21 protein-coding genes and 1 pseudogene are annotated in these 24,984 nt (G+C 39.2%); 4 read left to right on the top strand and 18 right to left on the bottom strand.

What is annotated here, in order from left to right:
* Positions 1 to 13: 13 nt before the first annotated feature.
* Positions 14 to 946 carry a DUF4848 domain-containing protein gene (locus BT_RS16310; protein ID WP_008767454.1) on the bottom strand — a complete coding sequence of 311 codons (933 nt, stop codon included), beginning with the start codon at positions 944 to 946 and terminating at the stop codon, positions 14 to 16.
* Between the two features lie 312 nt (positions 947 to 1,258).
* On the opposite strand from BT_RS16310, the gene BT_RS16305 reads away from it, so the two are divergent.
* Together BT_RS16305 and BT_RS16300 are read left to right on the top strand one after the other, a co-directional pair.
* Positions 1,259 to 1,621 (top strand): DUF3244 domain-containing protein, encoded by a 363-nt coding sequence (locus BT_RS16305; RefSeq protein WP_011108706.1) that lies wholly within the window; start codon positions 1,259 to 1,261, stop codon positions 1,619 to 1,621.
* A gap of 146 nt (positions 1,622 to 1,767) precedes the next feature.
* Positions 1,768 to 3,414: a tetratricopeptide repeat protein gene (locus BT_RS16300; RefSeq protein ID WP_225011794.1), complete on the top strand. Its 1,647-nt coding sequence runs from the start codon at positions 1,768 to 1,770 to the stop codon at positions 3,412 to 3,414.
* Between the two features lie 1,152 nt (positions 3,415 to 4,566).
* Here BT_RS16300 and metK read toward each other — a convergent pair.
* Positions 4,567 to 5,859, bottom strand: a complete 1,293-nt coding sequence (gene metK, locus BT_RS16295) for a methionine adenosyltransferase (protein WP_008762826.1) — start codon at positions 5,857 to 5,859, stop codon at positions 4,567 to 4,569.
* Between the two features lie 237 nt (positions 5,860 to 6,096).
* Between metK and BT_RS16290 the strand changes: the two genes are divergently transcribed.
* Together BT_RS16290 and BT_RS16285 are read left to right on the top strand one after the other, a co-directional pair.
* On the top strand, positions 6,097 to 6,300 hold the full coding sequence (locus tag BT_RS16290; protein ID WP_224200534.1) for a hypothetical protein: 204 nt from the start codon (positions 6,097 to 6,099) through the stop codon (positions 6,298 to 6,300).
* Complete coding sequence (locus BT_RS16285; protein WP_008762824.1) at positions 6,297 to 6,488, top strand: hypothetical protein; 192 nt, start codon at positions 6,297 to 6,299, stop codon at positions 6,486 to 6,488. The genes BT_RS16290 and BT_RS16285 overlap by 4 nt, the downstream gene beginning before the upstream one ends.
* A gap of 30 nt (positions 6,489 to 6,518) precedes the next feature.
* Here BT_RS16285 and folK read toward each other — a convergent pair whose 3' ends face one another.
* From folK to BT_RS16210, 16 genes and pseudogenes are all read right to left on the bottom strand, one after another.
* Positions 6,519 to 7,001, bottom strand: coding sequence for a 2-amino-4-hydroxy-6-hydroxymethyldihydropteridine diphosphokinase (gene folK / locus BT_RS16280; RefSeq protein WP_008762823.1), 483 nt, complete (start codon positions 6,999 to 7,001; stop codon positions 6,519 to 6,521).
* A 7-nt stretch (positions 7,002 to 7,008) separates the two neighbouring features.
* Positions 7,009 to 7,344: a hypothetical protein gene (locus BT_RS16275; protein WP_008767450.1), complete on the bottom strand. Its 336-nt coding sequence runs from the start codon at positions 7,342 to 7,344 to the stop codon at positions 7,009 to 7,011.
* A 16-nt stretch (positions 7,345 to 7,360) separates the two neighbouring features.
* Positions 7,361 to 8,419 (bottom strand): tRNA preQ1(34) S-adenosylmethionine ribosyltransferase-isomerase QueA, encoded by a 1,059-nt coding sequence (queA, locus tag BT_RS16270; RefSeq protein ID WP_008762821.1) that lies wholly within the window; start codon positions 8,417 to 8,419, stop codon positions 7,361 to 7,363.
* Positions 8,420 to 8,436: 17 nt separating this feature from the next.
* The gene (truB, locus tag BT_RS16265) at positions 8,437 to 9,159 is read right to left on the bottom strand and encodes a tRNA pseudouridine(55) synthase TruB (protein WP_008762820.1); all 723 of its coding nucleotides are present in this window, start codon (positions 9,157 to 9,159) and stop codon (positions 8,437 to 8,439) included.
* A 52-nt stretch (positions 9,160 to 9,211) separates the two neighbouring features.
* Positions 9,212 to 10,006, bottom strand: coding sequence for an undecaprenyl-diphosphate phosphatase (locus BT_RS16260; RefSeq protein ID WP_008767449.1), 795 nt, complete (start codon positions 10,004 to 10,006; stop codon positions 9,212 to 9,214).
* 12 nt (positions 10,007 to 10,018) lie between these two features.
* Complete coding sequence (locus tag BT_RS16255) at positions 10,019 to 10,252, bottom strand: DUF3098 domain-containing protein (RefSeq protein WP_008762818.1); 234 nt, start codon at positions 10,250 to 10,252, stop codon at positions 10,019 to 10,021.
* 49 nt (positions 10,253 to 10,301) lie between these two features.
* A complete protein-coding gene (locus BT_RS16250) occupies positions 10,302 to 11,183 on the bottom strand; it encodes a cell division protein FtsX (RefSeq protein ID WP_008762817.1) in 882 nt (293 codons plus the stop codon).
* 3 nt (positions 11,184 to 11,186) lie between these two features.
* Entirely contained in the window at positions 11,187 to 12,086 is a 900-nt protein-coding gene (locus tag BT_RS16245) for a methyltransferase domain-containing protein (protein ID WP_008767448.1), read from the bottom strand.
* 894 nt (positions 12,087 to 12,980) lie between these two features.
* Positions 12,981 to 13,142: a hypothetical protein gene (locus BT_RS24715; RefSeq protein ID WP_206665472.1), complete on the bottom strand. Its 162-nt coding sequence runs from the start codon at positions 13,140 to 13,142 to the stop codon at positions 12,981 to 12,983.
* Positions 13,143 to 13,915: 773 nt separating this feature from the next.
* Complete coding sequence (locus BT_RS16235) at positions 13,916 to 14,755, bottom strand: RHS repeat-associated core domain-containing protein (protein ID WP_074859788.1); 840 nt, start codon at positions 14,753 to 14,755, stop codon at positions 13,916 to 13,918.
* 175 nt (positions 14,756 to 14,930) lie between these two features.
* Positions 14,931 to 15,971: an Imm65 family immunity protein gene (locus tag BT_RS16230; RefSeq protein ID WP_224200533.1), complete on the bottom strand. Its 1,041-nt coding sequence runs from the start codon at positions 15,969 to 15,971 to the stop codon at positions 14,931 to 14,933.
* 7 nt (positions 15,972 to 15,978) lie between these two features.
* Positions 15,979 to 16,617, bottom strand: coding sequence for a JAB-like toxin 1 domain-containing protein (locus tag BT_RS24710; RefSeq protein ID WP_342998368.1), 639 nt, complete (start codon positions 16,615 to 16,617; stop codon positions 15,979 to 15,981).
* Positions 16,591 to 17,154: pseudogene (locus BT_RS24705) on the bottom strand (RHS repeat domain-containing protein); the annotation flags it as partial. The pseudogene BT_RS24705 and the gene BT_RS24710, both read right to left, overlap by 27 nt.
* 112 nt (positions 17,155 to 17,266) lie before the next feature.
* Positions 17,267 to 17,839 (bottom strand): hypothetical protein, encoded by a 573-nt coding sequence (locus BT_RS16220; protein ID WP_008767442.1) that lies wholly within the window; start codon positions 17,837 to 17,839, stop codon positions 17,267 to 17,269.
* Positions 17,799 to 21,812, bottom strand: a complete 4,014-nt coding sequence (locus BT_RS16215) for a DUF6443 domain-containing protein (protein ID WP_011108702.1) — start codon at positions 21,810 to 21,812, stop codon at positions 17,799 to 17,801. Before BT_RS16215 ends, BT_RS16220 begins: the two co-directional genes overlap by 41 nt.
* The gene (locus BT_RS16210; RefSeq protein ID WP_008767440.1) at positions 21,809 to 24,955 is read right to left on the bottom strand and encodes a hypothetical protein; all 3,147 of its coding nucleotides are present in this window, start codon (positions 24,953 to 24,955) and stop codon (positions 21,809 to 21,811) included. The genes BT_RS16215 and BT_RS16210 overlap by 4 nt, the downstream gene beginning before the upstream one ends.
* Positions 24,956 to 24,984 lie beyond the last annotated feature (29 nt).

Here is a 24,984-nt window from a genome sequence, read left to right as displayed (position 1 = left end):
CTCATTTACACTTTTATAATCTCACAGTGGCAAATCCTCTTTGGTCATACGGCACACCCCGAGACCAGATTTCTATTGTACCCGTACACTCTTGTGCTAACTTACGTCCAAAAACTTTGGTTACATTTCCACCCATTTCTTTGGTATCAATAGCAAAAGGAATACCATCTTTATTTACATACACTGGACCATACCCCAGTAGTTCTCCTTGAGCAAACTCAAAACCACGAAGGTTTACTTTAGCATGGTATGTCGTAGAGTAACGGCTCCATCCAAAGACTCCTTTCTTTTGCGAAGTAAAATTAGCATGTATTATTCCTGATGAAACAGATAAATATAATCCTACTTTTCTATCTTTTTGACGACTATATGCTTCGTTTATAGAACTTAAATCTGAAACAGACGAACGAGTAGAAACCGTAAATTGTTGTTGACGCTCTTTAAAGTCAGTATATACCTTATCCACAACCAAAGAATCGCCAATCATAAATTCACCTTTCATATTAACAAAGTATTCATTGGCTACATAAACAAGCCTTGAATAAGGTGACAGATCAGTAGCATCGATAGTATTAAACATAAATACATCACCATATTTATGTTTATATTTCTCATATAGAACATCAAACTCCGCTTTATCAGCAGCTTGATTACAGATTTTATCCAACTCACCATCCGCTTCTTGCATCAGAATCATCTGAGACTTAAAAGATAATGAATTAAGAAAACTAACTTGTTCTGAAGTAGACATTGCACTCACTTTCAAAAGAGCATTCTCGTACGATTCCACATCTTTAAATTTAATCATAGTACCGTCGTTTATTACTTCTATTTCAGAATTAGCATTCGTCGGTTTAACCATATTCACTTCCTGTTCATCATTGGTACAAGAAATAAATGCACCTAAACATACTGTTAGTGTCAGTGTTGAAAATAGTTTTTTCATTGTTTTTTCTTTTTTAGTTAATATCAATTCGTAGTTGCAACTATCTTTATGCTATTTTTTATGACTCAATTATTTAATAGCTTTTTCTATCCTTCAATAATCCTGTACTCAAAATACCCTTACCAAAACTTTGACCAGATTATCTGCTACAAAAGTAGAGATAATGGAGGTATCGACCTAGATATTCAATTCAGTAATAATTCAGAAATAAAAAATGCCATTTGATCTAAAAACTGAATTATTTCTGAACTCATCCATACTAAACAATCAGACAATTAGCCTTTAATTTGCAAAAAAAATAAAAGAACGATCATGATGAAAAAACTACTATTTATTGCAATTATTGCAGTATTAGGATGCACAGCACTCCAAGCTAAAAATCGCATCAGAATAAAAAGAGAGTCTTGGGAAGTAAAAGCAAGTACTAGAGTGCCAATATCTACCCCCCTTAATCTTTACTACGAAGGGAGTACACTCTTTATTCATGCTAATATAGATTTAGAAAACATTATAATTGAAGTAAAGGATTCCTTCAACAAAACTATCTACCTAGACCTTACAAGTATTCAAGCTAACAATGAACATGTATTTACTCTGGAAAATATATCTTCCGGAGAATATATTATCGAAATAAAATCCGGCGAAAACTATATTATCGGTTGTTTTATATTATAAGTCTTGATATATGTGTATATTTGCGCAAATAAAATCGCAATGATACATACATTCAAATGAAACAAAGACGAAAATTTATACTATTCTATTTAAGCATTATATGCCTATTCTCATGCACTGCCCCATACCCCAACACAATACTGCGGGTGGAAAATATTATTAAAGAATATCCAGATAGTGCATTAACCATTTTAGACTCTCTGAGTGAGAGTATCACAAAGGAATCACAATCAGCAAGAATGTACTATTACCTGCTGTTAACAGAGGCACGTGACAGATGTTACGTGCCTCATACGTCTGATTCTCTAATGTTATCCGTCACTGATTATTATGAAAGAGAAAATGATAAGGACAAACTGATAAAATCCTATTATTACACAGGCAGAGTATACCTTGATCTTCATGAAGGTCCTACAGCACTTTCTTATTTCCACAAAGCTTTTGATATCTCTACAGATAGCAAGAACTACGCTTTATTGGGGCGAATATACAGCCAAATGGGAACTCTATTTGCCTATGAAGGTCTCACAGAGGAAGTACTACAAGCTTATCGAAACGCTTATCACTACTTACAACTAGGCAAAGACAGTCTTACTAGCGCTTATGCACTACGAGATTTAGGAAGAGCATTCAATTTACTTGAGATAACAGACAGCACAATCTATTATTATAACAAAGCATACCAATTAGCTAATAGCAATGGAGACATACAAAGGGAAGTAAATATTCTCGAAGAATTGGCAGGCATCTATATTCAAATGGGAAAATATGACGAAGCATTGAAAACGCTACAAGAAACAAATAGTAAATGGCAAGATGAGAAAGATATAAATTATGATGTTTGGGGAAATTTCTATGTAAGTATAGGACAAAAAGATTCAGCAGCCTATTACTTCAAGAAAAATATAGGACATAATAATGTATATTCAGACATAGGAGCCTATCGGAATTTATATGAAATAGAAAAAGAACGTGGCAACTATGAAGAAGGATTAGCATATCTGGAGAAATATACAGAATGTTCTGATAGCATTTACGACATATCCAACACAGAATCTTTGCGAAAAATAAAGGCTTTGTATGATTACCAACATATTGAGAAAGAAAAAGAATATTTGCGCAAGAAAAATGCAGAACAACGAGCATGGATCATCTTTATTGTTATTGCCATCGTTTTAGGAGTTATCATCCTTATTCGATATAATAGAAACAGGAAAGCTATGATTCGGGAACAAGAGAAAAAACTTCATGAGATTAACGAACAACAATATCGGAAAAGCCAACTATATATAGAAGAAAACAAGAAAAAAATTGAAGAATTAAAAGAAAAGGTAAAATCGTTCGAACAGGAAAACAATGATTTACAACAAAAACTTTTACTTGCAAAAAAGGAAAAGCTAGAACAAACCAATCAAGCTATCGAAACATCACAAAGAGAACAAGCATTACTTGAGGAAGCGCTTAGAAGGTCTGATATTTATGCTTATTGTTATCGTGCGATAGAAGATTCCTCGATCAGACTCACCGAAACAGAATGGAAAGAACTAGAAAATATCATTAATGATACATATGACAATTTCACCAACAAGTTATTCATACTGCATCCCTCTATTACCAAGATGGAACTACGTATTTGTTTACTGTTAAAAATTAAAATTCCAGTTTCTACAATTTCACAATTGGTATGTCGTACACAAAGCGCTGTATCTATGAGCAGAAAACAGCTTTATAAGAAGATATTCAATAAAGAAGGGACACCCGCAAACCTAGATGACTTCATTGTCTCTTTTTAAAAAGATGAACTAAATCTCTGATATTCCACACAAAGAAGAAATACCCGCATTCAGAATCTTCAGTTTCACCCGCAAACGCCCTGTCGGAAGGGGATAGCGGCTGAAGGCACAGTTTTACAACTCCATTCTTGAAGCTTTATGAAGGGAGTAAGGTGCTTCAGTCCTTTCAGTCCCCAAAAACAATTTCGAACTTGATACCGTTCAAGATATCAGATGGTACCTCTCAGTGTGTCAGAAAGTACCATTCCGCAGGTCAGCCAGTACCATTCCGCAAGTCAGCCAGCACCATTCAAGGAGTTGGAAATCTCCCCATATTTTATTCATTCCTACACAGGCTTTCCGCTAATTACTATCCGAGTCACTGTGTATAATGAATAAACTCTGCCAACAGTTGAAATAGAACCTGCATTTACCTCAAACAGAGCCTGTATTCAAGATAAACAGAGCCTGTATCCAAGGCAAACAGACCCTCTGTTTGATCAGAACACACTCTTCGCTTGATTGATCTGAAATAAGCCGGCAGCTCGCCAACTTTCACCTCGGAGGCGAACAGACTTTAGCTCGGCGATGAATGAAGTTCAGCTCAGGGCTTACAAAATTTAGCCCGTATGTCAGGGCTGAAAGAACTGAAACCACCTGCCCCCTTTCAAAGTATGTCAGAGACGGGGTTGTAAAGCAGTGTTTTCAGCCGCTATCCCCTTCTGACAGGGAGCTTGCGGACGAAACTGAAAAAGCTGAATGCAGATTACAGGATAATAATAGCATAGAATAAAAGTCATACATCTTTCATTCAATTGTTGTACATCTCCGCCCCAAACGTTATACATCATCAACCTAACTGTAGTACTGAAACCCAGCAACTGAAGTACTTCTCACAACCAAGTCATGTACTATATATCACAACCCATACTTTGTGTCAGAAATCAAAAAATAGTCATCTGCTGTTTACAAGTTTGTCAACCGCAACAAATATAACGATTTTATTAATCATAACTTATAAACAGTTCAAATTCAACCTATTTATAAGTCGTAACTTATAAAATCGCCCGAATAACAAAAGCCGCAATCCATCTCTCCCGTATAAGAAGAGATGAGATTGCGGCTCACTATGGACTAAATAGCCGTAAAGCTATAAGCTGATTTCAAATAAAATTACAGACCAAAAGCTGCCTTGATCTTATCCACGTAGTCCAGTTTCTCCCATGTAAAGAGTTCTACTTCTACGGTCTTATTGCCCTCATAGCGGGAGAAGAACGTTTTCGATACCACTTGCGGCTCACGTCCCATGTGGCCATAAGCGGCAGTTTCCTGATAGATCGGGTTACGAAGTTTCAGACGCTCTTCGATAGCTTTCGGACGAAGGTCGAACAACTGGTCGATTACACGGGCAATCTCGCCATCGGTCATATTCACGTGGCTACGCCCGTAAGTGTCCACGAAGATGTTGATCGGGCGTGCTACACCGATAGCATAGCTCACCTGTACAAGCATTTCGTCGGCAACACCTGCCGCAACCATATTCTTAGCAATGTGACGGGCAGCATAAGCGGCACTACGGTCCACCTTGCTGGGGTCTTTTCCGGAGAAAGCACCACCACCGTGAGCGCCTTTGCCACCGTAAGTATCCACAATAATCTTGCGGCCTGTCAGACCGGTATCTCCGTGAGGACCACCGATCACGAACTTTCCGGTCGGATTGACGTGATAGACGATCTGATCATTGAACAATGCCAGTACTTTATCATGATGGATAGAAGCAATGACACGGGGCATCAGGATTTCGATAACGTCACGACGGATGATAGACAGCATTTCTTCGTCAGCTTTGAGCTGTGCTTCGGCAGAGTCATCAGCCGGCTGAATAAAGTCATCGTGTTGCGTAGAAACAACAATAGTATCAATACGGACAGGAGTTCCGTTGTCGTCATATTCAATCGTCACCTGGCTCTTGGCGTCCGGACGGAGGTAGGTCATCACCTTTTCTTCGCGGCGGATATCAGCCAGCACCTGCAGAATGCGGTGTGCCAGATCAAGCGAAAGCGGCATATAGTTTTCTGTCTCGTTCGTTGCATAGCCGAACATCATGCCCTGATCGCCCGCACCCTGTTCCATCGGGTCCTGACGCTCTACGCCACGGTTGATGTCGGGACTTTGCTCATGAATGGCAGAAAGCACACCGCAAGAGTTACTTTCGAACATGTACTCTCCTTTAGTGTAACCGATTTTCTTAATCACTTCACGTGCGATGAGCTGGAGGTCAACGTACGCTTTAGTTTTCACTTCACCCGCTAATACTACCTGTCCGGTAGTTACTAGTGTTTCGCAAGCTACTTTAGAACTGGGGTCGTAAGCCAACAGTTTGTCAAGCACGGCGTCCGATATTTGATCGGCTACCTTGTCGGGGTGTCCTTCCGACACCGATTCGGATGTAAATAAGTATCCCATCTTTTTAAATTAAAGATTATAAATTGAAAATTAAAATTGGGAAAATAAAGAGGGGAGGAAGAGAGCTGCGGAAGCATTGCCGAAAAGGCGTCAACAAGACGTGTTTTAGCATTTTTTTCCGTGGTTGCAAGCTGCTCAAATCTGTCCACACTTTCATTTCGGGGACAAAGATAGGTATTATTCGGAGATTATATTTATCTTTGGGCAATGTTTAACACATATATACAGGAAATTGGTATGAGAACAATTACATTAATGCAATATGTATTTTCCATTATCCTTCTGGTCATCATCTTCCTCGTCATGGATTATTTCTGGAAAGGAGACGAATTTTCATGGACGTATGAGTTTGCAAAAGGAGGAATCGGCGGAACTATCATCTGCCTTCTGAACCGTCATTTATTCCTCCGCCATCCTAATCCTAAACAGAAAAAAATATGATTATCAACAATAAATTAAGAACTCTTTTTGTACTGGCGCTTTATATAGGATTCACCATTGCCATTTACGCCATTGTATGCCACTTCCTGAAGATTGAGTTTCAGGATATTCACTTGTTATATGCAGTATTGGTGGGCTGTGTGGCTTATCTGCCGAGGTTTATCGCCGAAAAGAAAAGTAAAAAGTAAAAGGATAAGCAAGGGGAAGAGAATGCTGTATTATTTTTCTATCTGCGCCAGCAGCACCTTCATTGCCTTTCCCAATACCGGATGCACCAGTTCGGGGGCAATCTCCGTTAAGGGGCGCATCACGAAGTCACGTTCCGCCATCAAAGGGTGGGGGAGGTTGAGTGCTGCTCCGGAAGGAGAAGTAACCGAAAGTATCAGATCATCATAAAGCAGCAGGTCTATATCAATCAGCCGGTCGCTATATACGCCACCGACAGACTTATGCGTACGTCCCAGTTCCCGTTCGATCTCCTGCGTCTTCTGCAGTACTTCCAGAGGCGACAGTTCCGTTTCTACACACGCCGCCGCATTCAAGAAACTATGCTCCGAATCGAATCCCCAAGGGGCAGTGATGTAAAAAGCAGACAGGGAAATGACTTTCCCTACCTGCTCCTCTATCTTTTGCACGGCAGTCCGGAGATTCTGTTCTTTATCTCCCAGATTAGTGCCGAGACTTATATACACTTTCGCCATTACCGGTCTATTCTACCTTAAACTCCCGCTCCCTGTCCAAAGGAACAAAGAACTCTACTTTGCCACATTTCGGGCAGACGTATAAGTCGAATGCTTCGCGATTCTGGAATAACTCAAACAAGTTTCCAAAAATGCCCGTGTTCATTCCTTCATGAAACTCATATTTTCCGGAATAAACCATCCTGACCTGACAACGCAGACAGTCGATAGACCGCCCGCTGTCATCACTCTCTTCCGCCGGAGTCATATCCAATATCTTATCGTCCGGAAAGCTGTAATTACAGTTCCAGCAGATTTCAAAGCTATCTTCTACTTCTTCGTGGCATTTGGGACAGATTTTCATAGCGGTATCTTTTCGTTTATTTATCCAGAATCAGCATCGCATCACCGTATGTACCGAAGCGATAACCTTCCTTCAACGCTACATGATAAGCATCCATCACCTGTTCGTAACCACCGAAAGCGGCCACAATCATCAGCAGTGTAGACAACGGCATATGGAAGTTGGAAATCATCGAATTGGCCACAGTAAACTCATACGGAGGGAAGATAAACTTGTTGGTCCAGCCTTCAAATTCTTTCAAATGTCCGTCGGTGCTCACCGCACTTTCGATAGCACGCATCACAGTTGTACCTACCGCACACACGTTTTTACCCTTATCCTTGGCACGGTTGACCGTATTGACAGCTTCCGCGTTTACAATCATCTGCTCGGAGTCCATCTTATGCTTCGTCAAGTCTTCTACGTCGATATCACGGAAGTTGCCCAGACCGGCATGCAAGGTGATATAAGCGAAATCAATACCTTTGATTTCCAGACGCTTCATCAGCTCACGGCTAAAGTGCAGGCTGGCTGTCGGAGCAGTTACCGCACCTTCGTTCTTGGCGAAGATGGACTGGAAACGTTCCGAATCTTCCGGCTCTACAGGACGGTTGATGATGGAATGGGGCAGGGGAGTCTCACCCAGAGCATAGAGGGCTTTCTTGAACTCATCGTGCGGTCCGTCATAAAGGAAACGGAGCGTACGGCCGCGGGAAGTGGTGTTGTCTATTACTTCCGCTACCATCGAGTCGTCGGCACCGAAATACAACTTGTTGCCGATACGGATTTTACGGGCAGGATCTACCAGCACATCCCACAGACGGAGTTCTTCGTTCAGCTCACGCAACAGGAATACTTCGATACGAGCTCCCGTCTTCTCCTTATTACCATACAGACGTGCCGGGAATACCTTTGTATCGTTGAATATAAATACGTCTTTATCATCAAAGTAGTTCAAAACATCCTTGAACATCTTGTGTTCAATCTCTCCAGTACGACGGTGCAACACCATCAAGCGCGACTCATCTCTATACTTCGTAGGATGCAAAGCGATTTTATCCTCGGGTAACTTAAATTTGAATTGTGATAGCTTCATATCTATTCCTTATTACGTTAATTATTATCTTCGTCGTTTTCTATTTCCTGCCGGTCGATCCACTCTTTAAAGTGTTCGGGGTCCAGGCAATCTTCCAGACGGACATCCCCCACACGTGTGCGGATCAGTTCCGTCAGATGGGCTCCGCTCTGAAGCGCTTCGCCGATGTCACGGGCCAGGGCACGGATATACGTCCCTTTGCTGCACACCACGCGGATTCGGATCGTCGGTTCCGGATCGTCCAGACGGCATTCAAGCAACTCTATCTCATCAATAACAAGTTGCTTCGCCTTTAGTTCCACCTCTTCGCCTTTACGTGCCAGCTCATAAGCGCGCTTGCCGTCCACCATGCAGGCGGAAAAGGCAGGGGGCACCTGCTCGATGGCACCAAGGAAGTGCGTCAGTGTTTCTTCCACCAGCTCCCGGGTGATATGTCCGGTAGGGTAGGTGGCATCTATTTCATGTTCCAGGTCGTACGAGGGAGTGGTAGCGCCCAGCCGGAGCGTGGCTACATATTCCTTGGTATGATACTGAAATTCTTCTATTCGTTTCGTAGCCTTGCCGGTGCAGAGGATCATCACTCCCGTGGCGAGAGGATCGAGCGTTCCGGCATGACCTACTTTCAGTTTTTTCACTCCTATCCGGCGGCAGATATGATAGCGGACGTGTCCTACTACCTTAAATGATGTCCAGCCGAGAGGTTTATTGAAAAACAGTACTTCTCCTTTTTTAAAATTCACGTTATAGAGTTATAAATAACGAGTTGTGAGTGGGAGTAAAATGACTCACGACTTACAACTGCGTAATAATTACTGCCAATCCCGCTATTGCACAATAGATGGCAAAGTAGATCAGCTTTCCTTTCTTCACAATATTAATCATCCACTTGCAGGCAAGACAACCGGCTACAAAAGCCGCCAGAAAGCCAACAATCAATGATAACGCAGGGATATCCCCCACTACATCTTCACCTTTCATCATCTTTACACTATCAAGCAACGCTTCCCCGAGAATGGGAGGGATCACCATCAGAAAAGAGAACTGCGCCAGTTTTGCCTTGTTATCTCCCAACAGAAGTCCCGTAGCAATAGTAGATCCCGAACGGGACAGCCCCGGCAACACCGCACAAGCCTGTGCCAGACCAATGATAAAGGCATCTTTCATCGAAATCTTATCCTTTTGGCGTGGCTTATAATAGTACGAGAATGACAGCAGGGCAGCAGTCAGCAACAGCATGCAGCCTACAATCATCAGTCCCGAACCGAAAATAGCTTCTACATAATCTTTAAAGAATACGCCTACAATACCAATCGGTATCATCGAAATCACGATATTGATCACATAACGAGTCTCATCGTTCATCTGGAACTTGAATAATCCTTTAAAAATCCAGTCAATCTCTTTCCACAGAATCACCAGCGTACTACATACGGTAGCTACATGCACGACAATCGTAAATGCCAGATTCTCTTCCCCTTGTATCCCAAACAATGCCGATCCGATGGCCAGATGGCCACTGCTGCTTACAGGCAAATACTCTGTCAATCCCTGAATCAATCCGAGGATCATTGCTTCCAACCAACTCATAATTTCTTTTTATTATTCTTTTGTTTTAGGTTTACGCAACACTGCGTATATCATCGATATAAAGCCAAACAGGCAAACAACAGGTGCTACCTTGATTCTGCGTACACTGAAAATATCCGGTTCGAAAACCGTTTCGGACGACGTAGGTCCCGTCATCAATAGAAATCCGATAATGACAATCGCCATCCCTATCGCGAGCAAGATAAAGTTCACTTTATCGAAGGCAAATTTCTGTTTGTCAGACATAAGCTTATTTTGTTACAAGTTACTAAATTTCCAACTATATGTTATTCTCCTAAATATAATATAAGGTATTGGCTTTCATCCTCAGATATTTATTCATCGAGATGTAGGCACACAACCACGTTATCACAATTCCGAATACCAGCACGCTGCCGCAGACAATGAGCATCACTTCGGGGGTGATGACCTGAATCAGCTCCTGCTCGTACGTCACCGCCCAGTAGGCAGTTCCCATCAGAATGGCATCGGCAAGCATACCTGCCAATACGCCGCTCCACACGTTTTTCCGCAGGAAAGGTCCGCGGATAAAACTCCAGCTGGCCCCCACCAGCTTCATGGTATGAATGAGGAATCGCTTAGAGTAGATGGCAAGCCGTATCGTATTGTTAATCAGTGCAAAGGATATAAAGGTGAGCACCACCGCCAGCGCCAGCAGCACAAGGCTGATGTTCCGTATATTCTCATTGACGGCATCGATCAGCTCTTTCCGGTAGAGCACATCCTGTATGTTAGAGTTCTTCTTGATCATTTTCTCTATCTTCGCGATACTGTCGGAATTGGCGTAATCGGAGTGAAGCTTGATTTCAAGGGAGGCCGTGAAAGGGTTATAGCCAAGAAACTCTTCGGGATCGGTGCCCATCGCCTCCGTCTGCTCTTTCAGAGCCTGTTTTTTGGAGATGTACTCGGACTGTTTCACAAAAGGTTCCTGATTCAGTTTCTTCTGGAGTTTCAGAATATCCGCCTCCTTCATGTCATCACTGATGAGAACGGAGAAGCTGATATTTTCGCGGACGTATACAGACATATTGTGCGCCGTGAGCACAAAGAACACAACCAGCCCCAACAGCAACAACACCAATGTCGTACTGATACTGGACGTTATGAATTGCATATCGAACAGTGACTTCGACTTATATCTGTTTTTATTTCCCATGCGCTATCTTTTTTTCCGGAATACGTAAATCATCGAACTGCTCCGTTCTTTCCGCCCCAACGTGCTGAACCACGCAAGCGTCCCCGCATACATCCCTTTGAGGAAACTGCACGAACTGCCGCGATGTTTCTCGCTCAACATCGATACATAGAACGCATCAAACGGCATCGGATGACGAGCCGCCATAATGAATCCATGACGGGAAGCCAGCTGCTGAATAGTGACGGGAGTGAAATGCCAGAGATGGCGGGGGACATCGTATGCCGCCCAATATTCACCGTAACGTCCTGCATCATAGGAAGAGCAGTTGGGCACTGCCACAATGAGCATCCCTTTCTCTGTCAGCAGTTCACGAAGCATTTCCCATGTTTCATTGAGGTGTTCCAGATGCTCCATCACGTGCCAAAGGGTGATCACATCAAAGCTACCGGGAGCAAACTCTTTCAAAGCCGATTCGGGTTTTACGTCCAGATCGAAATGCTCCTTTGCAAAAGCACGTGCCTGCGGACTTTTCTCCACTGCTTCCACCTTCCATCCACGGCGTGCCATGGTGTCGGCGAAGTATCCGGTTCCCGTCCCGATATCGAGCAAACGCCCTCTTTTACGGTGTGCTTCCCTTGCTACCAGGCGCGCTTTGCGACCCAGCATATAGGAACGTACATAATGGTAGATGGTATTCATCGCGCCTTTGCGCGTATCAGTGTGGGAAATGTAATCGGGAGTCTCGTAATACTTGCCTATCTCTGCTTCTACCGGCACACCTTGCGTGAACGTAAATCCGCAGTCTTCACACGAACACAGTTCAAACTGTTCGCCCGAAGCATAAAAATCCGTACAAGTCATGACGCGTTTCAAGTGCGTACTGCCACACACCGGACAAGCATTTATAATGAGTTTCTCCATTAATTTCTAAGCAAAATTAAGTGCTGCCTCGATTCACAAGACAACACTATTCCCGAATTTGGTGCAAAGAAACAAATAAAAAGTGATGGATTGGGCTTTCGTTAAGTACTTTTAATAATATAACGTTACTCTGACATTTATTTCAAAGTGTATCTCAAAACAGGAGATGAAATTAAATGTGAATCAACTTTCCTCAATCAGAACAGTGATTTCTCAGTGCATGAAGAATGGATAGGAATCATCTCGTAGAATCAGAAATATACAACACAAGTACGGACTGAACTGGAAAAACGGAAGGATTCGCGATTGGCATATTTCCAAATTACACAGATTTCACTTTATAGCGATCAATAAAACACAGATAAGATCAAAAACATAAATTCCGAATATGTATTTCATCATTTAACTTTCAATCTAACATTTTCAAACTCTTCTGTAACTGACGACATCCGGAGCAAAACAAGCACTCAAAGTACCTTTTTACCCGTTCCTTTAAATGAAACGAAGTGCTTCTCACCGACCAACGAGTCGTTCCTTTAAAACCAACGAAGCTTTTCTTTAAATGAAACGTCTCCTAACATTGGTAGTTATCATGCATATTTCACCTATTTATATCCAAAAGCAAGATCATTCCTGCATATTCTTGCAGCTTTTTATGCAGTATTTCTTCTATCAGGATAAGTCTGAACATCCCCTTTTTAAAAGTAATCTTCAAAATAGAACATATAATTTGTGAGGGTATTCATGCGGGAACGTATCTTCTAATTTAATAGGCTACCACAAGCTATGATATCAATTACAGCGGATTTTTTCTCCACCATTAAAATATCTCAAATGAAAATTCTAGTTAATTTCAGTGTCATAACCTATTTGTGTAAAAGCTGATTTATCTAATTACTTATCTTTGATGTATACCCATATTCGTGGATCTTGTCCATGATAGCCATCAGGCATATCATCTGGATATGAAATACCTAATATTCTACTAACTCTCTTTTCACTCAGCGCTTTTTTCCCTTCCAAATAAAAAAGAATATATTTATCTTTGTAATTCATAGCATTGGTAGGTAAAATTTACCCCCTGACAGGCAACTGCCAGGGGAATAGTCAATACTATTGATACGTATATCAAAGAAATAATCACTTTTCTCATAATCACCAAAATGAAAAATTTACTTTATTTCAACCCATCCTCTACTTCAATGAATAAATTAAGTGATTCATCTATTTCAAGATCCACAACCTTTTGACTCTCGAAAAGTCAAATTGTTCGTGCCATCAAACCATGACAGCTGTAATATCATCTTCTGATGTAGCAATTCATTTTCCATCTTTCTGAACTTCCCAATAGCAATATGTCATTATACGATTCCCACTATCAAATTCCATAAGAATAATTGAGTAATTACCTCCATCAGAACTACTATATACGATGTTACAACCTATATTCTTTTTTAATTCAGTATTAAAATTCATATTATCTAAATAAATCAATTTTCACATAGCTCCTCGAATAAAAGGTACCCCAACATGAGTATATATATCGTTTCATGTCAGGGTAACACTTATTAATGCAAGAGGCCAATCTATATCAAAATATCTATAATTATTTCATATTTATAATCTTCCTTATTTGGAATACTACAAACCAGATAATAATAATAATCGTAAATAAATGAGGTATAAGTTCTGTACCATAATACCAATAATCATCTTGCATATCTGAGACATTTTTAACCATAGTCCCAAAAACAAAATTAATTAATTGAAAAAATAATGCACCTAAACTTAGTAGCACTGCAACTACTCTGAAAATAATTTTCAATATGTTATTGTCCATAATTTATTTGTATATTTGGATTTTGTATTAACCATGAATCTAAGATTGGCATAAGTTGATTCCAAGTTATACCATTGTTAGCATTCCAAAAACTTCCACTATCAATCCAATCTCTATGCCTATATTGATACCCTTCATTGCTTTTCTTTCTTATTTTATAATTCGCATTAGGAATATCTCTGCTACCATCTATTGGAAGACTTAATCCTTGTACCCAATCATTAGTAATCGTAGCATCAATCAAAAATGTTCCAACCGAGCCCATCAATTCAGAAGGCAACCATGTATTTAGATGAATTGAGAAATCAACATTCCAACCTTGCTCTTTTAAATATCGAATAATACCTTCTGAAAAAGCACCTCCCATACTATGAGAAATAATTCGGAATACATCCTCTTGTGGATTCATACCCATTATCAATTGTTTGTAATTTTCTTTAGCATATGCATATCCATCTAAATTTCTTAAAAAGGTAGAACTACGCAAATAGTTAAAATCAAAGTCGGTGAAATAGGCACTTTGATCATTAAAAAAGTTTTTTGCACCTTTAACAAAAGAACTATTTACTCCTCCCCAATAAGTGCCACCTCCTCTAGGAGATCCAAACCCTAAATACCCATTAACAAAAATAATCTTCTGCCCATCGGGGTCAATACAATTATGTGGTGTATTTAATCCATATACATACGAACTAATTGAATAATACTTCTCACTCATCGGATCAACCGCATGCCATCTACCAAGCGCTGCATCATACATACGCGCCCCATAATCATACCAATCAAGACCATTCTTCCTATCAAGTTCTTTACCGTTATACTTACGAATGTTTATCTACTAATGTACTCTCTGCAAATGACACCTCATAAGGATAATAGTGATTAGTCCGGACAACTGTTCCATCAAACTTTGCTACCACACGGCTATTACCCTGATGATCCTGAAGATAAAAAGAATACTGCCCATCTTCAATATAGCCAACTTCATTTAAACTGCTGTAATTCTAATCCCACTTAAAAAAACGTCGTATTCTCTCTTCTTTATCATAAACCCCTTTATTATAAATATACCTTACCCTTTTTGATAAAGAATCTCTTAAGTCACTCGAATAAACTGCATCATTATGCATTATTCTAAATTTCTGTGGGATATTATTAATATTCAAGAAGCAAAAAGTCGAATCGCTAAACAGCTTATACATAGACATCCAAATATCCTTATCCGGTAAATTCTGAAGAAATGAATGGGGAGGTTCACTATCATATTTCAAGGATTTAAAATCATGAGGGGCAATAGCAACTGGAAGTGAATCCCTCAAAACCAATTTTAATGTATCCGGTCCATTTATTACAGCATAGCACATACTCCTCGCTGAATTCCTCGATAATAGCAAAACGGAATCAGTCTGATTTCTTACAAATATTTCTCCTGAGAATCTTTCTACATAATTCTTCAGACTATCAATCTCAAGTTCAAAAAGGTCCGGAATATATGAACTGGGAACAATAATATCGTGCGAAGTCAATCCCATCAATGCAGTTTTCTCCTGGGGTATATCTCCAGAAAAATACGACCAAAGTTCCGGATATTCAAATAGACGATAATAATTAGGCAACATCTTTACTAAGATATGTTTATCTTCATATTTTCGAAGAGCCAACAGCCAATCACGACCTCTGTTTAAACATAAATTTTCATGAAAGTTAGAGTCCGAAACAAAACCTCTCTCAAACAATTCTGTGCGTGACATTTCAGGCTCATCTAATTCGATAAAGCAAAGATATCTTTCTTTATACTTTATCACTCTGGAAGGTAACTCAGCACCATCAGAACCAGGAGAATCTGATTCACCGATATAATAAAGTGAATTAGAATCTGTCGAAAACACTTCATCTATTTCTATATATGTCGTAAGTAAATAGCCACTATCTATCAGCACTTCCACCTGTTTTGCTACACGCTGATGAATATCTTCCAAAGAAGGGGAGGGGGGTATGCATCCCCCCAGTATAATTAATAGAACAACATAGACTAATTTTCTCATAAGCATATCATTTACGTTTTATATATTGCAATAAATCTGTAGCATCATATACACGAATAGAATTTACCCGACTTGCATTTTTGGTATATTCATATATCATATCCTTTTTATCAGTACTCACACGGTTATCTTTCATATACACAGCATTCTTACGTTGTGGCTTAGCTAAGTTAAAATCATTACCAGCTCCACCTTTCGTTCCTCCGGGCAAATGAGAATGAATATCTATAACTTTTTCTCCTTTCACAGAAAGTTTATTTTGAGCATATACACCATTATCTACCCCATATGGATCTCGATCTGTCGCAACAACAGCTGTTCTTGTACCATTATCATCATAAACATCTAACTTCCATTCAACAGTTGTGTGATCAGCAGCAAATTTAAAAACAGTAGCAGCTGTCTCCAAATCTTGAGTACTTCCATAAGATTTCTTCACCCGATTTTCCTTCTGCTCTTTCGCCTGCATACTATGCATTTCCCCAAGTAACCCCTGATTTACAGTTACTGAAATAGAACGATCACTGGAAAGATATAAATTATCTGTTGAGCCTTTACCTCTCTTATCAATAGGAGTCTCATTAAATAATCTTCCTGATCTGCTGATAACATAATCATCCTTTCCGTCTAAGTCTATCCTCAACACAGGATTGTTCTTACAATAAGTATACGGACTCCAACTATAATACTTCTCACTCATCGGATCAACCGCATGCCATCTACCAAGCGCTGCATCATACATACACGCCCCATAATCATACCAATCAAGACCATTCTTCCTATCCAGCTCCTTACCGTTATACTAATAAGGCTGCACAGCATTACTTACCGAACTTGATAGCAGACCGCCAAACGGATAATAATGGTTCACTTCTTCAACATTACCACTCTGGTCTACAACCACACGGTTATTACCCAAATGATCCTGGACAAAATAGTGATACTTAGAATCGGCCAGTGTAACATAGCCAGCTTCTGTAAGCAACTTGACAGGGATTCCATTTTCATAGATCACATTGCCGCAATAATCAGTTACTGTAGTATCACTCCCTATGATATGCGTCGTACGAAGTTTTATTCCATCAGCATCATAAAGATAAGAAATGACATGACCGTTTTCAAATTCTATGCGACTCGGTAAATTTATAAAATTATATTGGATATCAGCCAACTTTTCACTCAAATAATATCACACAGAAATGTACACAAACAAAATAGAGGATGTGATAACACATCCTCTAAATATTTTCATAAATTTCAAATAGACAACTATTATCAGAATAAATACACTATCACTATTTTGATTTAGGTAGATATTCATCTATTTCATCTGGATGGTCACGTAAGTATTCTTTTATAAAAGACGGTAACCATTCATAAGGGGTAAGAGAATCATATAATACTTCCTGAATAAACTTTTGAAGTTGCTTTGGATTTCCCTTCATCAACACGTCATTTAAAAGCACTCCGTAACCACCGGCACCAATGCAGACTTTTATATCAGGCCTCCTTTCACCGTTTATCGGTTTTAATCTTATAAGTGAACTTACCCTAAGATCGATATAAGAATCGGGATTGGCAGGTTTCAACTGATTAACCAGAGTCAAAAAGCGATTGATAATCTTCCTATCACGAATAATTGTTTTATGGCTATCATTTCCAAATACAATGTGCAAACAATCGGTGATAGGAACATCTGTATCCACATCTCCTATAAACCAAAAATTTACATTTTCCACTTCGTTACTATCAATTAAAAATTGATTGCTTTTACATGATGTTATAAACAGTAATAGCAAAAACAATGAACCACCATAAAAACATTTTTTATGGTTCAGAAGTCCATACAGCTTTATTCCTTTTCTCATATTCCTGTGTTTTTTGTCTATCAATCACATTTGAAGTAACGCCTTTCGTTATTACAGTTTTCCCATTATGGTTTCTTCTTGTAACTTGACCGGAACGGGTTTCTCCATTAGCCCTTGAGGTTTTCTGTTCAGAACCAGTTATCACCCGCCTTTCTTCTTTTGTCTGATATTGCGAATCGCTACCTCGTGCTCTATTTACTTCATACTCTTGAGTATTTGTTTTATGTTCCAAAGCATGATCTGCTTCATGGTCAAATACGGTAGCCGGAGAATTGACTATTCCATTATCTTTTTGCGATCCCCAGTTACTCTTCCAATAAATACTTCCAGCCCCACGTGCGGCATTGGGATTATATGAGTTCTCAAACACCGCTTCCATCACATTTACCTTTATATTGGTATTCTCTACAATTGCTACCGTAGAGGCTCCACCTCCGTTTCCTGCCTTCAATCCATTCGCTTTATTATATTGATAAGCAGTAATTACAGATTGTACAAATGAATTTGGATGAGTTATGTCACCACCACTATATGAATATGAAACCTTTTTCCCAGCATCATTATTATACCAAATAACTACTGTATTTCCGTCCGGGTCAATATGATTTATCGGATTACCCATACAATAAGTATACGGACTCCAACTATAATACTTCTCACTCATCGGATCAACCGCATGCCATCTACCCAATGCAGCATCATACATACGCGCCCCATAATCATACCAATCAAGACCATTCTTCCTATCCAGCTCCTTACCGTTATACTTATAAGGCTGCACAGCATTACTTACCGAACTTGATAGCAGACCGCCAAACGGATAATAATGGTTCACTTCTTCAACATTACCACTCTGGTCTACAACCACACGGTTATTACCCAAATGATCCTGGACAAAATAGTGATACTTAGAATCGGCCAGTGTAACATAGCCAGCTTCTGTAAGCAACTTGACAGGGATTCCATTTTCATAGATCACATTGCCGCAATAATCAGTTACTGTAGTATCACTCCCTATGATATGCGTCGTACGAAGTTTTATTCCATCAGCATCATAAAGATAAGAAATGACATGACCGTTTTCAAATTCTATACGACTCGGTAAATTTAAACAATTATATTGGATATTCAATATTTTCTTGTTCAAATCTTTCGTCATATTACCATTTTCATCATATTCATATTCAGCTTCTTTGTTTACTCCGTCTTTGAAATCAAAGCCATTGCCGTAAACAGAATTTGTAGCCCTATCTGATACTGATTTTAGTTGGTTCCCATTATAGGACATTGCCAGATCATCTATCAAGCCGTATCCGGTAGATGAAGTCTGTCCGGAACGTTTGATCCCTAAAATATTACTCATCTTATCGTATCCGGTTACTTGTTCATTGAAGCGATTCTGATTTTGAACGAGAACACTGCCTTCTCCATACACCGCATTCGTCAAACGATTCAAATTATCATAAGTAAAGTGGTAGCCTCTCATTATATCATCTTCACCCGATTTCCAAACCATACTGCTGATATTACCATTGTAATATGGAATACCCGTTCCGTCCGTATAATGCAATACTTGCTCAAAAGATGAACCAGTGATACCAGTTAGCCAACTACGAATATTATACGAATAAGACGTATTCAACAGACCGTTATGGAACGTCTTCCGGGATAAGCGTCCCAAATCATCATACACATTGTCAATAAGAATCACTTCCTGAGCATCTCCCAAACGATGCAGCGCCTTTACAAGACGTTCGGCGTGATCATACTCATAGGTATAACTGTCACTCAAAATCTCATTTCCAGCCCCGGTCTGACGGTGTAAATGCCGCAAGGCGTTCCCATTAAAATCATAGGAAAAGAAATCACGGTCCATACCACCTAAATGGTTGTCAGAAACAGTTTGAGAAAGGCGACCACGATCATCATAATACATCACTGAGTAATTGTAGGGAGAATCCACTCCATATTCACCATTACGATACTGATCGTATGCATCCGTATGCAACTTAGCTATTCCTGTCAACATTCCTTTAGCACCGGATGACGTAGCGGCAAAACCTTCTTCATGGGTATATCTAAATTCATCTCTTGCCGAAAGATCTGTCCGATACATAAAGTCATAGTTATCATAATAATTGATTACCTGAACTAATGGTTTCGGCCCCACTAATCCTGCCATAAGACTTCCACTAAACTGATACCCCCCATATTCAGTACTTCCTACGTATTGACAAACATACCAATTCGACAATCCACTAAAAATAGGTTTTAAATAAGGATTATCAAACGGATCAATCGCAACTTTACATACTCCCTGCAAGCATACACGACCGAATGCATCCGGAATACTAAATTTCCATTCTCCTCTTTTACGTTCCTCGCCATTCTGGCTAAATATAAGATTGTTGTTTACATTATAGACATAGTATTCCCATGAAATTCCTGGAAGCTTTTTAGCCATGAGGTTTCCCGCCACATCATATTTATACAAATATCCATACATATCGAGTTTTTCTGCAGGAATATTACCTACACTCAACTGATCGGACAATGCAGGAGGAAGAACAGCACAAAGTTTTCCCAAATCATCATAAATATAGTAAGTATCCGACAATTGCTTATCCCCTTTCAGTCTTGATTCTATACGACGTTCCAGAACGGTTCTTTCCAAACGGTCTTTAAATTCAAACAAAGTGACTCCATCTTCATCCTCTGAGCGTGTAACAAGCAAGCTTCCATTTTCATACTGTTTACTTACACTAATATTTAATGCTTCTCTTGCCCCATTGATCAATTGAAAACCGAAACAACCTAAAGTATCATTACCAGCGATATTAACGTACTCATCTATTTTCAATGATCTGCCATTTTCACGCCATACTCTCCCCGGATTATGCTGTTTAATTACTTTTTCCAAAGGAGAATTTTCGTAGGTAAAGGTTAAATACGGATAAGCATCTCCTCCATAAGTATTGCGTGCCAATTCTCCACAAGAAGCTACAGATATGAAATCACCTGTGTTTTGTGTCGTTACAGCTGGCAACCATGTATTGGCTTTACGCCCCCACCCATCATATTCTTGTAGGGTTACTAAATCTTTATGACTAGGACTCACACCTTGTTGTACCGTTTCTTTCGAACGCCCCAGCCCATCATAGTAATTAACCACAAGCATACCTTCTTCCTTATTTCCTGTCCTACTCTTGAAAACAGAAACAGCATTTTTGCCAAAACGTTCGGGCAATAGATCATTTCCCCAATTTATTGCAGGAAAAGGAATAGCCGGCATCGGCTGTTCTTCCGGAGCAAGTCCTTTTGTCTCTATTGACAGAGTCATGATATAAAATAAAGGAAGTGGTCGAATTGAGTCCATCGGCAAGACCGGATCTATTGGCGGAAAAGGATCAATCGGCGGAAAAGGCTTTATTGGTTCATGCGGGTCGATCGGTTTAATATCAAAAGTATTAGTTTTCAATACACTTGCAGCATTCACACCATTATCATCAGGAACAAGAATATCTTTGTTCTTTTCTATTACAGTCGATGTCAAACAATATGTACCGGCAAATAACAAAAGAGTATCAGTGAAACTCACTGATGATAAAGAATCCGGATCAACACTTTTCGCATTCTGATAATACACCTGATTAGTGAGCAAATTATCATCTGTTATTTTTAATTGACATTCCAATTGTCCCGGAACTTTCTCCATTTCCATTCCCATAGTGAAATAATTAGACTTAAAAGAAATATATAATGGTTCTTTCACACGAAACAAGTAGTTTGCGCAACTCACTGACGATGTATCAGAAATGTTTATATGGTCCAGATGTTTTGTTTTAACCATATCCCTCTTCAACGTGTCATATTCGAGCTTACCTATCTCATTCTGCAAAGAATTCTGCGCAGGTATTTCTATCGAAAATCCTGATAGCAAAATTAGAAGTAATATTATTTTATGCAATTTCATAGTTGTCCTCCTTTCTCTATGGCTACTTCTCCACTTTCAATCTTGGAGCCATAATAATAATTGTAATCATATATATTTAATATCCGTTTTTGATAATCTCCATCTTTAAATTCCATAATATAATTCTCTGTCAGGCGACCCAGAAAATCATATTTATAAAACACAGTGATTCCATTAGGCTTTGTTTCTGAGCCCAAACGCAACTCATTTGTATATTTGTAAATATAGAAATGCGTTCCGGATATCTTATGCCTGATATTTTCTATTTTTAGCAAATTAGTTGCAGAGATATCGGATGAAGAGAAATCCTTCACATTCATTCCCAATGCTTCTTCCACTTGATTAAGAGTGGCATTTTCTATCCGTGATATTAACCGTTGACCTTCAGCTCCCCATATCAATACAACGGGCGTTGACTCTTCGTGAAGATATATAGGATTCCCATAACCATCCACAGCCTGCACAGTGTAATGTTTATGCACATAACCATCTCTATCTGTACTAATCTGCTTTATATAAGGTATAGGACCCATATACTGATATACCTCTTTTAAATAAGAGCCGCCTGTCTGTTCTTTTTTACTAGAAACCGGAGATAGTATATGTGCTTCTTCCATCCATTTATATTCCGGTAAAGTTGCAGCATAAACATATTCTGTCAGAGTACTTTTTCCATCGCTGTTTCTACCGGCTATTTGGCTTAACTGCTTATACTTATTATATTGATACGCCTTTTCTATAACAAATGCCGTATTTCCCGATTGAGGATAAAGAGTTTCTATAACAGAGTCGGTCAGATAAGCATGTGTATATGTACGAGTTAAAGTCCCCACTTTTCCTAGCATGAAATTGTCTAAATCTGTACAAAAGAACAACACCATTTGATCAGCTGTTACAAATGAGCCTGGAGTTACCTCTTTGTATCGGTAATTCACCTTCTTTCGCAAACGATCATTGACATCATAGTATTCTTCAGACAACAACTTTCCTCTCTCCATAGAACGACTGCTAAATGGCATTGTATAAGAGTTCCCTTCAAACATAGAATAAAAAGCAAGCTCGTCATAATGAGTATTACCATAAATATCCTCATTATAGTTAGAGTAATGACGCACAATATAACCTTGCGACTTATTATCTTTGTCGAACGCTTCTTCAATTACACAAGAATAACCTACATCCGGTGTATTCAGATTAGTAACTGATGGGAAAAAACCTCCCTTTGATTTGAGATATAACGATATTGCATTCTTAGGATCAGGCTCCTTATCTCCATCCTTAAGAGTATACACCATCTCATTAACAGGAAGACTTTTCAATATTCCACTACTTTTTCCAAATCGGTCACGGGTATTCGAATAGTAATATTGCTTGGCACCAAGCACATTATCTTCATTATCCAGATTGGTAATACGCCGAATACGCAAACCGCCTGCAGTACCACTTTTGTCTGTTAATGACATCAAAGAAGGAGCTACCACTTTTGAATAGTTGTTCAATTCATATTCAAAACGGCTTTTTCCACCTGTTGGATAAATGACTTCCGTCAAGACCTCTGCCAAAGTATATTGCAAACTACTATAAGTCTGAGAAAAATTAGGTATCTCGGCAAAAGCAACACTTCCTCCTGTATAATATCCCCACGAATCGGCAATCGGGCGTACATAATCATTTGGCATACGTTTTTCCGAATTATAAAGAAAACGATATTCAGGTACGCGACCTCCGGTCAAATTCTCAGGTATATTATACCAAGTAAGAAAATAAAATCCATGTGGGTGCCATACATAGTTAGGGATCAAATCCGGATTCCCTGAACGTTCCGTAATTAAAGACAATTTAGTACGATTATTCCTTGCATAGTCAAAATATATAGTTTTCAAAGCCTTGGAGTTCTTTCCTTTCACATAAATACAATGAAGAATTTTATGTTGTAGTTTTGATTTAATCGATTGACGCAATGTTGCCTGATCGGTATTATCAATTTGGTTTCCTAAAAACAGAGTAAATTGATTAGCCGGGTCTTCAAAATTCATGTTATCTATATCCTGACGGTCATAATTTGCATTGTCTTTCCATGCCAAATAACTATCAACAAACTTATCTCCATATCCGTATTCATTGTAATAATTGAATTCCAATATCTCGTTAGGTGTTTTTATAGTCTTTAAATTAACTGGGAAAAGCAGATACCCAGTCATCCCTGAACGCCCACTTTGTATACCACTATAAGTGCATGGTATGTTGGTCACCACTTTCTGTTGGGGTACATAACGAAGATCACACATGATAGCTGAAGTGTCATAACTGAATTCTATTACCCGCTTGTCTACGGTTGTTATTTTGGACAACCTCCAGGTAGTAGCTATTAAATCACTGTTATAGCGGGCATAATAAGGAATACTATATTCAGTAGCGTTGATTCCACCAAATTCATACCTGCATCCATCAGGAGTAATCAGCGTAAATTTATTGAAAAAACGATTGTTTCTTGTGCTTGCTCCCCATCTACTTACATCAAGACGTTTTCCGACTTCCGACAAACTAAGAAAGCCTTCCCCATCAACAGGATTAAATTCCACACGTATATCCTGATCAGAAACAACATTCCACTCTCCATTACCGGCATAGTAGAAATTTCCAGAATAACCACAAACACTAAACGAAAATTCGTCAGCAGTTAATTCATAATAATCATTTTCCGTGCTTTGTATATGCATCGTTTCTGCTTTAAACTGTTCATTACTGATATTTTTCAATTTAGAAGCATGTGCATAATAACCCGGAGCATATCCATTTGATTGACATTTCTCATCATACATTCCACGAACAGAACGTGTAATATAGCCGCCTGCTATAAGATTCCATCCAAGTCCAAGACAACCAGACTGGGAATTAGGCTTTACCGAAGCCAAATGATAACTTGCAGCAAGTGATAACGAATAGTTACCAGCTTTCAATTCATAAATAGGCACGGATATATCCGGAACTCCCGTATATAAACTAACTGGAACTTTTCCATATTCTCCCAAACCGGCTATTTCCGGACTGGGTACATTTTTAATAGGTATTTGTTGCTGACCTATACAGTTGAAACTGAATATTGCCAGAAAAACAAATACTGATAGTAGTCTTTTTTTCATATTCTTTGATATATAATAGTTTCTTAAAT

This window comes from Bacteroides thetaiotaomicron VPI-5482 (assembly GCF_000011065.1).
GTDB classification, from domain to species: Bacteria; Bacteroidota; Bacteroidia; order Bacteroidales; family Bacteroidaceae; genus Bacteroides; species Bacteroides thetaiotaomicron.
Note: the sequence above shows the minus strand (reverse complement) of the source record. Positions and strands in the feature narration are given on the sequence as shown.

Coding starts and splice junctions, on each gene's coding strand:
- BT_RS16275 (WP_008767450.1), bottom strand. CDS start 7,344: ATGAAAATCTGTCCCAAATGCCACGAAGAAGTAGAAGATAGCTTTGAA.
- BT_RS16290 (WP_224200534.1), top strand. CDS start 6,097: ATGAGAACAATTACATTAATGCAATATGTATTTTCCATTATCCTTCTG.
- BT_RS16260 (WP_008767449.1), bottom strand. CDS start 10,006: ATGAGTTGGTTGGAAGCAATGATCCTCGGATTGATTCAGGGATTGACA.
- metK (WP_008762826.1), bottom strand. CDS start 5,859: ATGGGATACTTATTTACATCCGAATCGGTGTCGGAAGGACACCCCGAC.
- queA (WP_008762821.1), bottom strand. CDS start 8,419: ATGAAGCTATCACAATTCAAATTTAAGTTACCCGAGGATAAAATCGCT.
- BT_RS16305 (WP_011108706.1), top strand. CDS start 1,259: ATGATGAAAAAACTACTATTTATTGCAATTATTGCAGTATTAGGATGC.
- BT_RS16255 (WP_008762818.1), bottom strand. CDS start 10,252: ATGTCTGACAAACAGAAATTTGCCTTCGATAAAGTGAACTTTATCTTG.
- BT_RS16310 (WP_008767454.1), bottom strand. CDS start 946: ATGAAAAAACTATTTTCAACACTGACACTAACAGTATGTTTAGGTGCA.
- BT_RS16210 (WP_008767440.1), bottom strand. CDS start 24,955: ATGAAAAAAAGACTACTATCAGTATTTGTTTTTCTGGCAATATTCAGT.
- BT_RS16215 (WP_011108702.1), bottom strand. CDS start 21,812: ATGAAATTGCATAAAATAATATTACTTCTAATTTTGCTATCAGGATTT.
- BT_RS24715 (WP_206665472.1), bottom strand. CDS start 13,142: ATGAATTACAAAGATAAATATATTCTTTTTTATTTGGAAGGGAAAAAA.
- BT_RS16230 (WP_224200533.1), bottom strand. CDS start 15,971: ATGAGAAAATTAGTCTATGTTGTTCTATTAATTATACTGGGGGGATGC.
- BT_RS16245 (WP_008767448.1), bottom strand. CDS start 12,086: ATGGAGAAACTCATTATAAATGCTTGTCCGGTGTGTGGCAGTACGCAC.
- BT_RS16220 (WP_008767442.1), bottom strand. CDS start 17,839: ATGAGAAAAGGAATAAAGCTGTATGGACTTCTGAACCATAAAAAATGT.
- folK (WP_008762823.1), bottom strand. CDS start 7,001: ATGGCGAAAGTGTATATAAGTCTCGGCACTAATCTGGGAGATAAAGAA.
- BT_RS16250 (WP_008762817.1), bottom strand. CDS start 11,183: ATGGGAAATAAAAACAGATATAAGTCGAAGTCACTGTTCGATATGCAA.
- BT_RS16285 (WP_008762824.1), top strand. CDS start 6,297: ATGATTATCAACAATAAATTAAGAACTCTTTTTGTACTGGCGCTTTAT.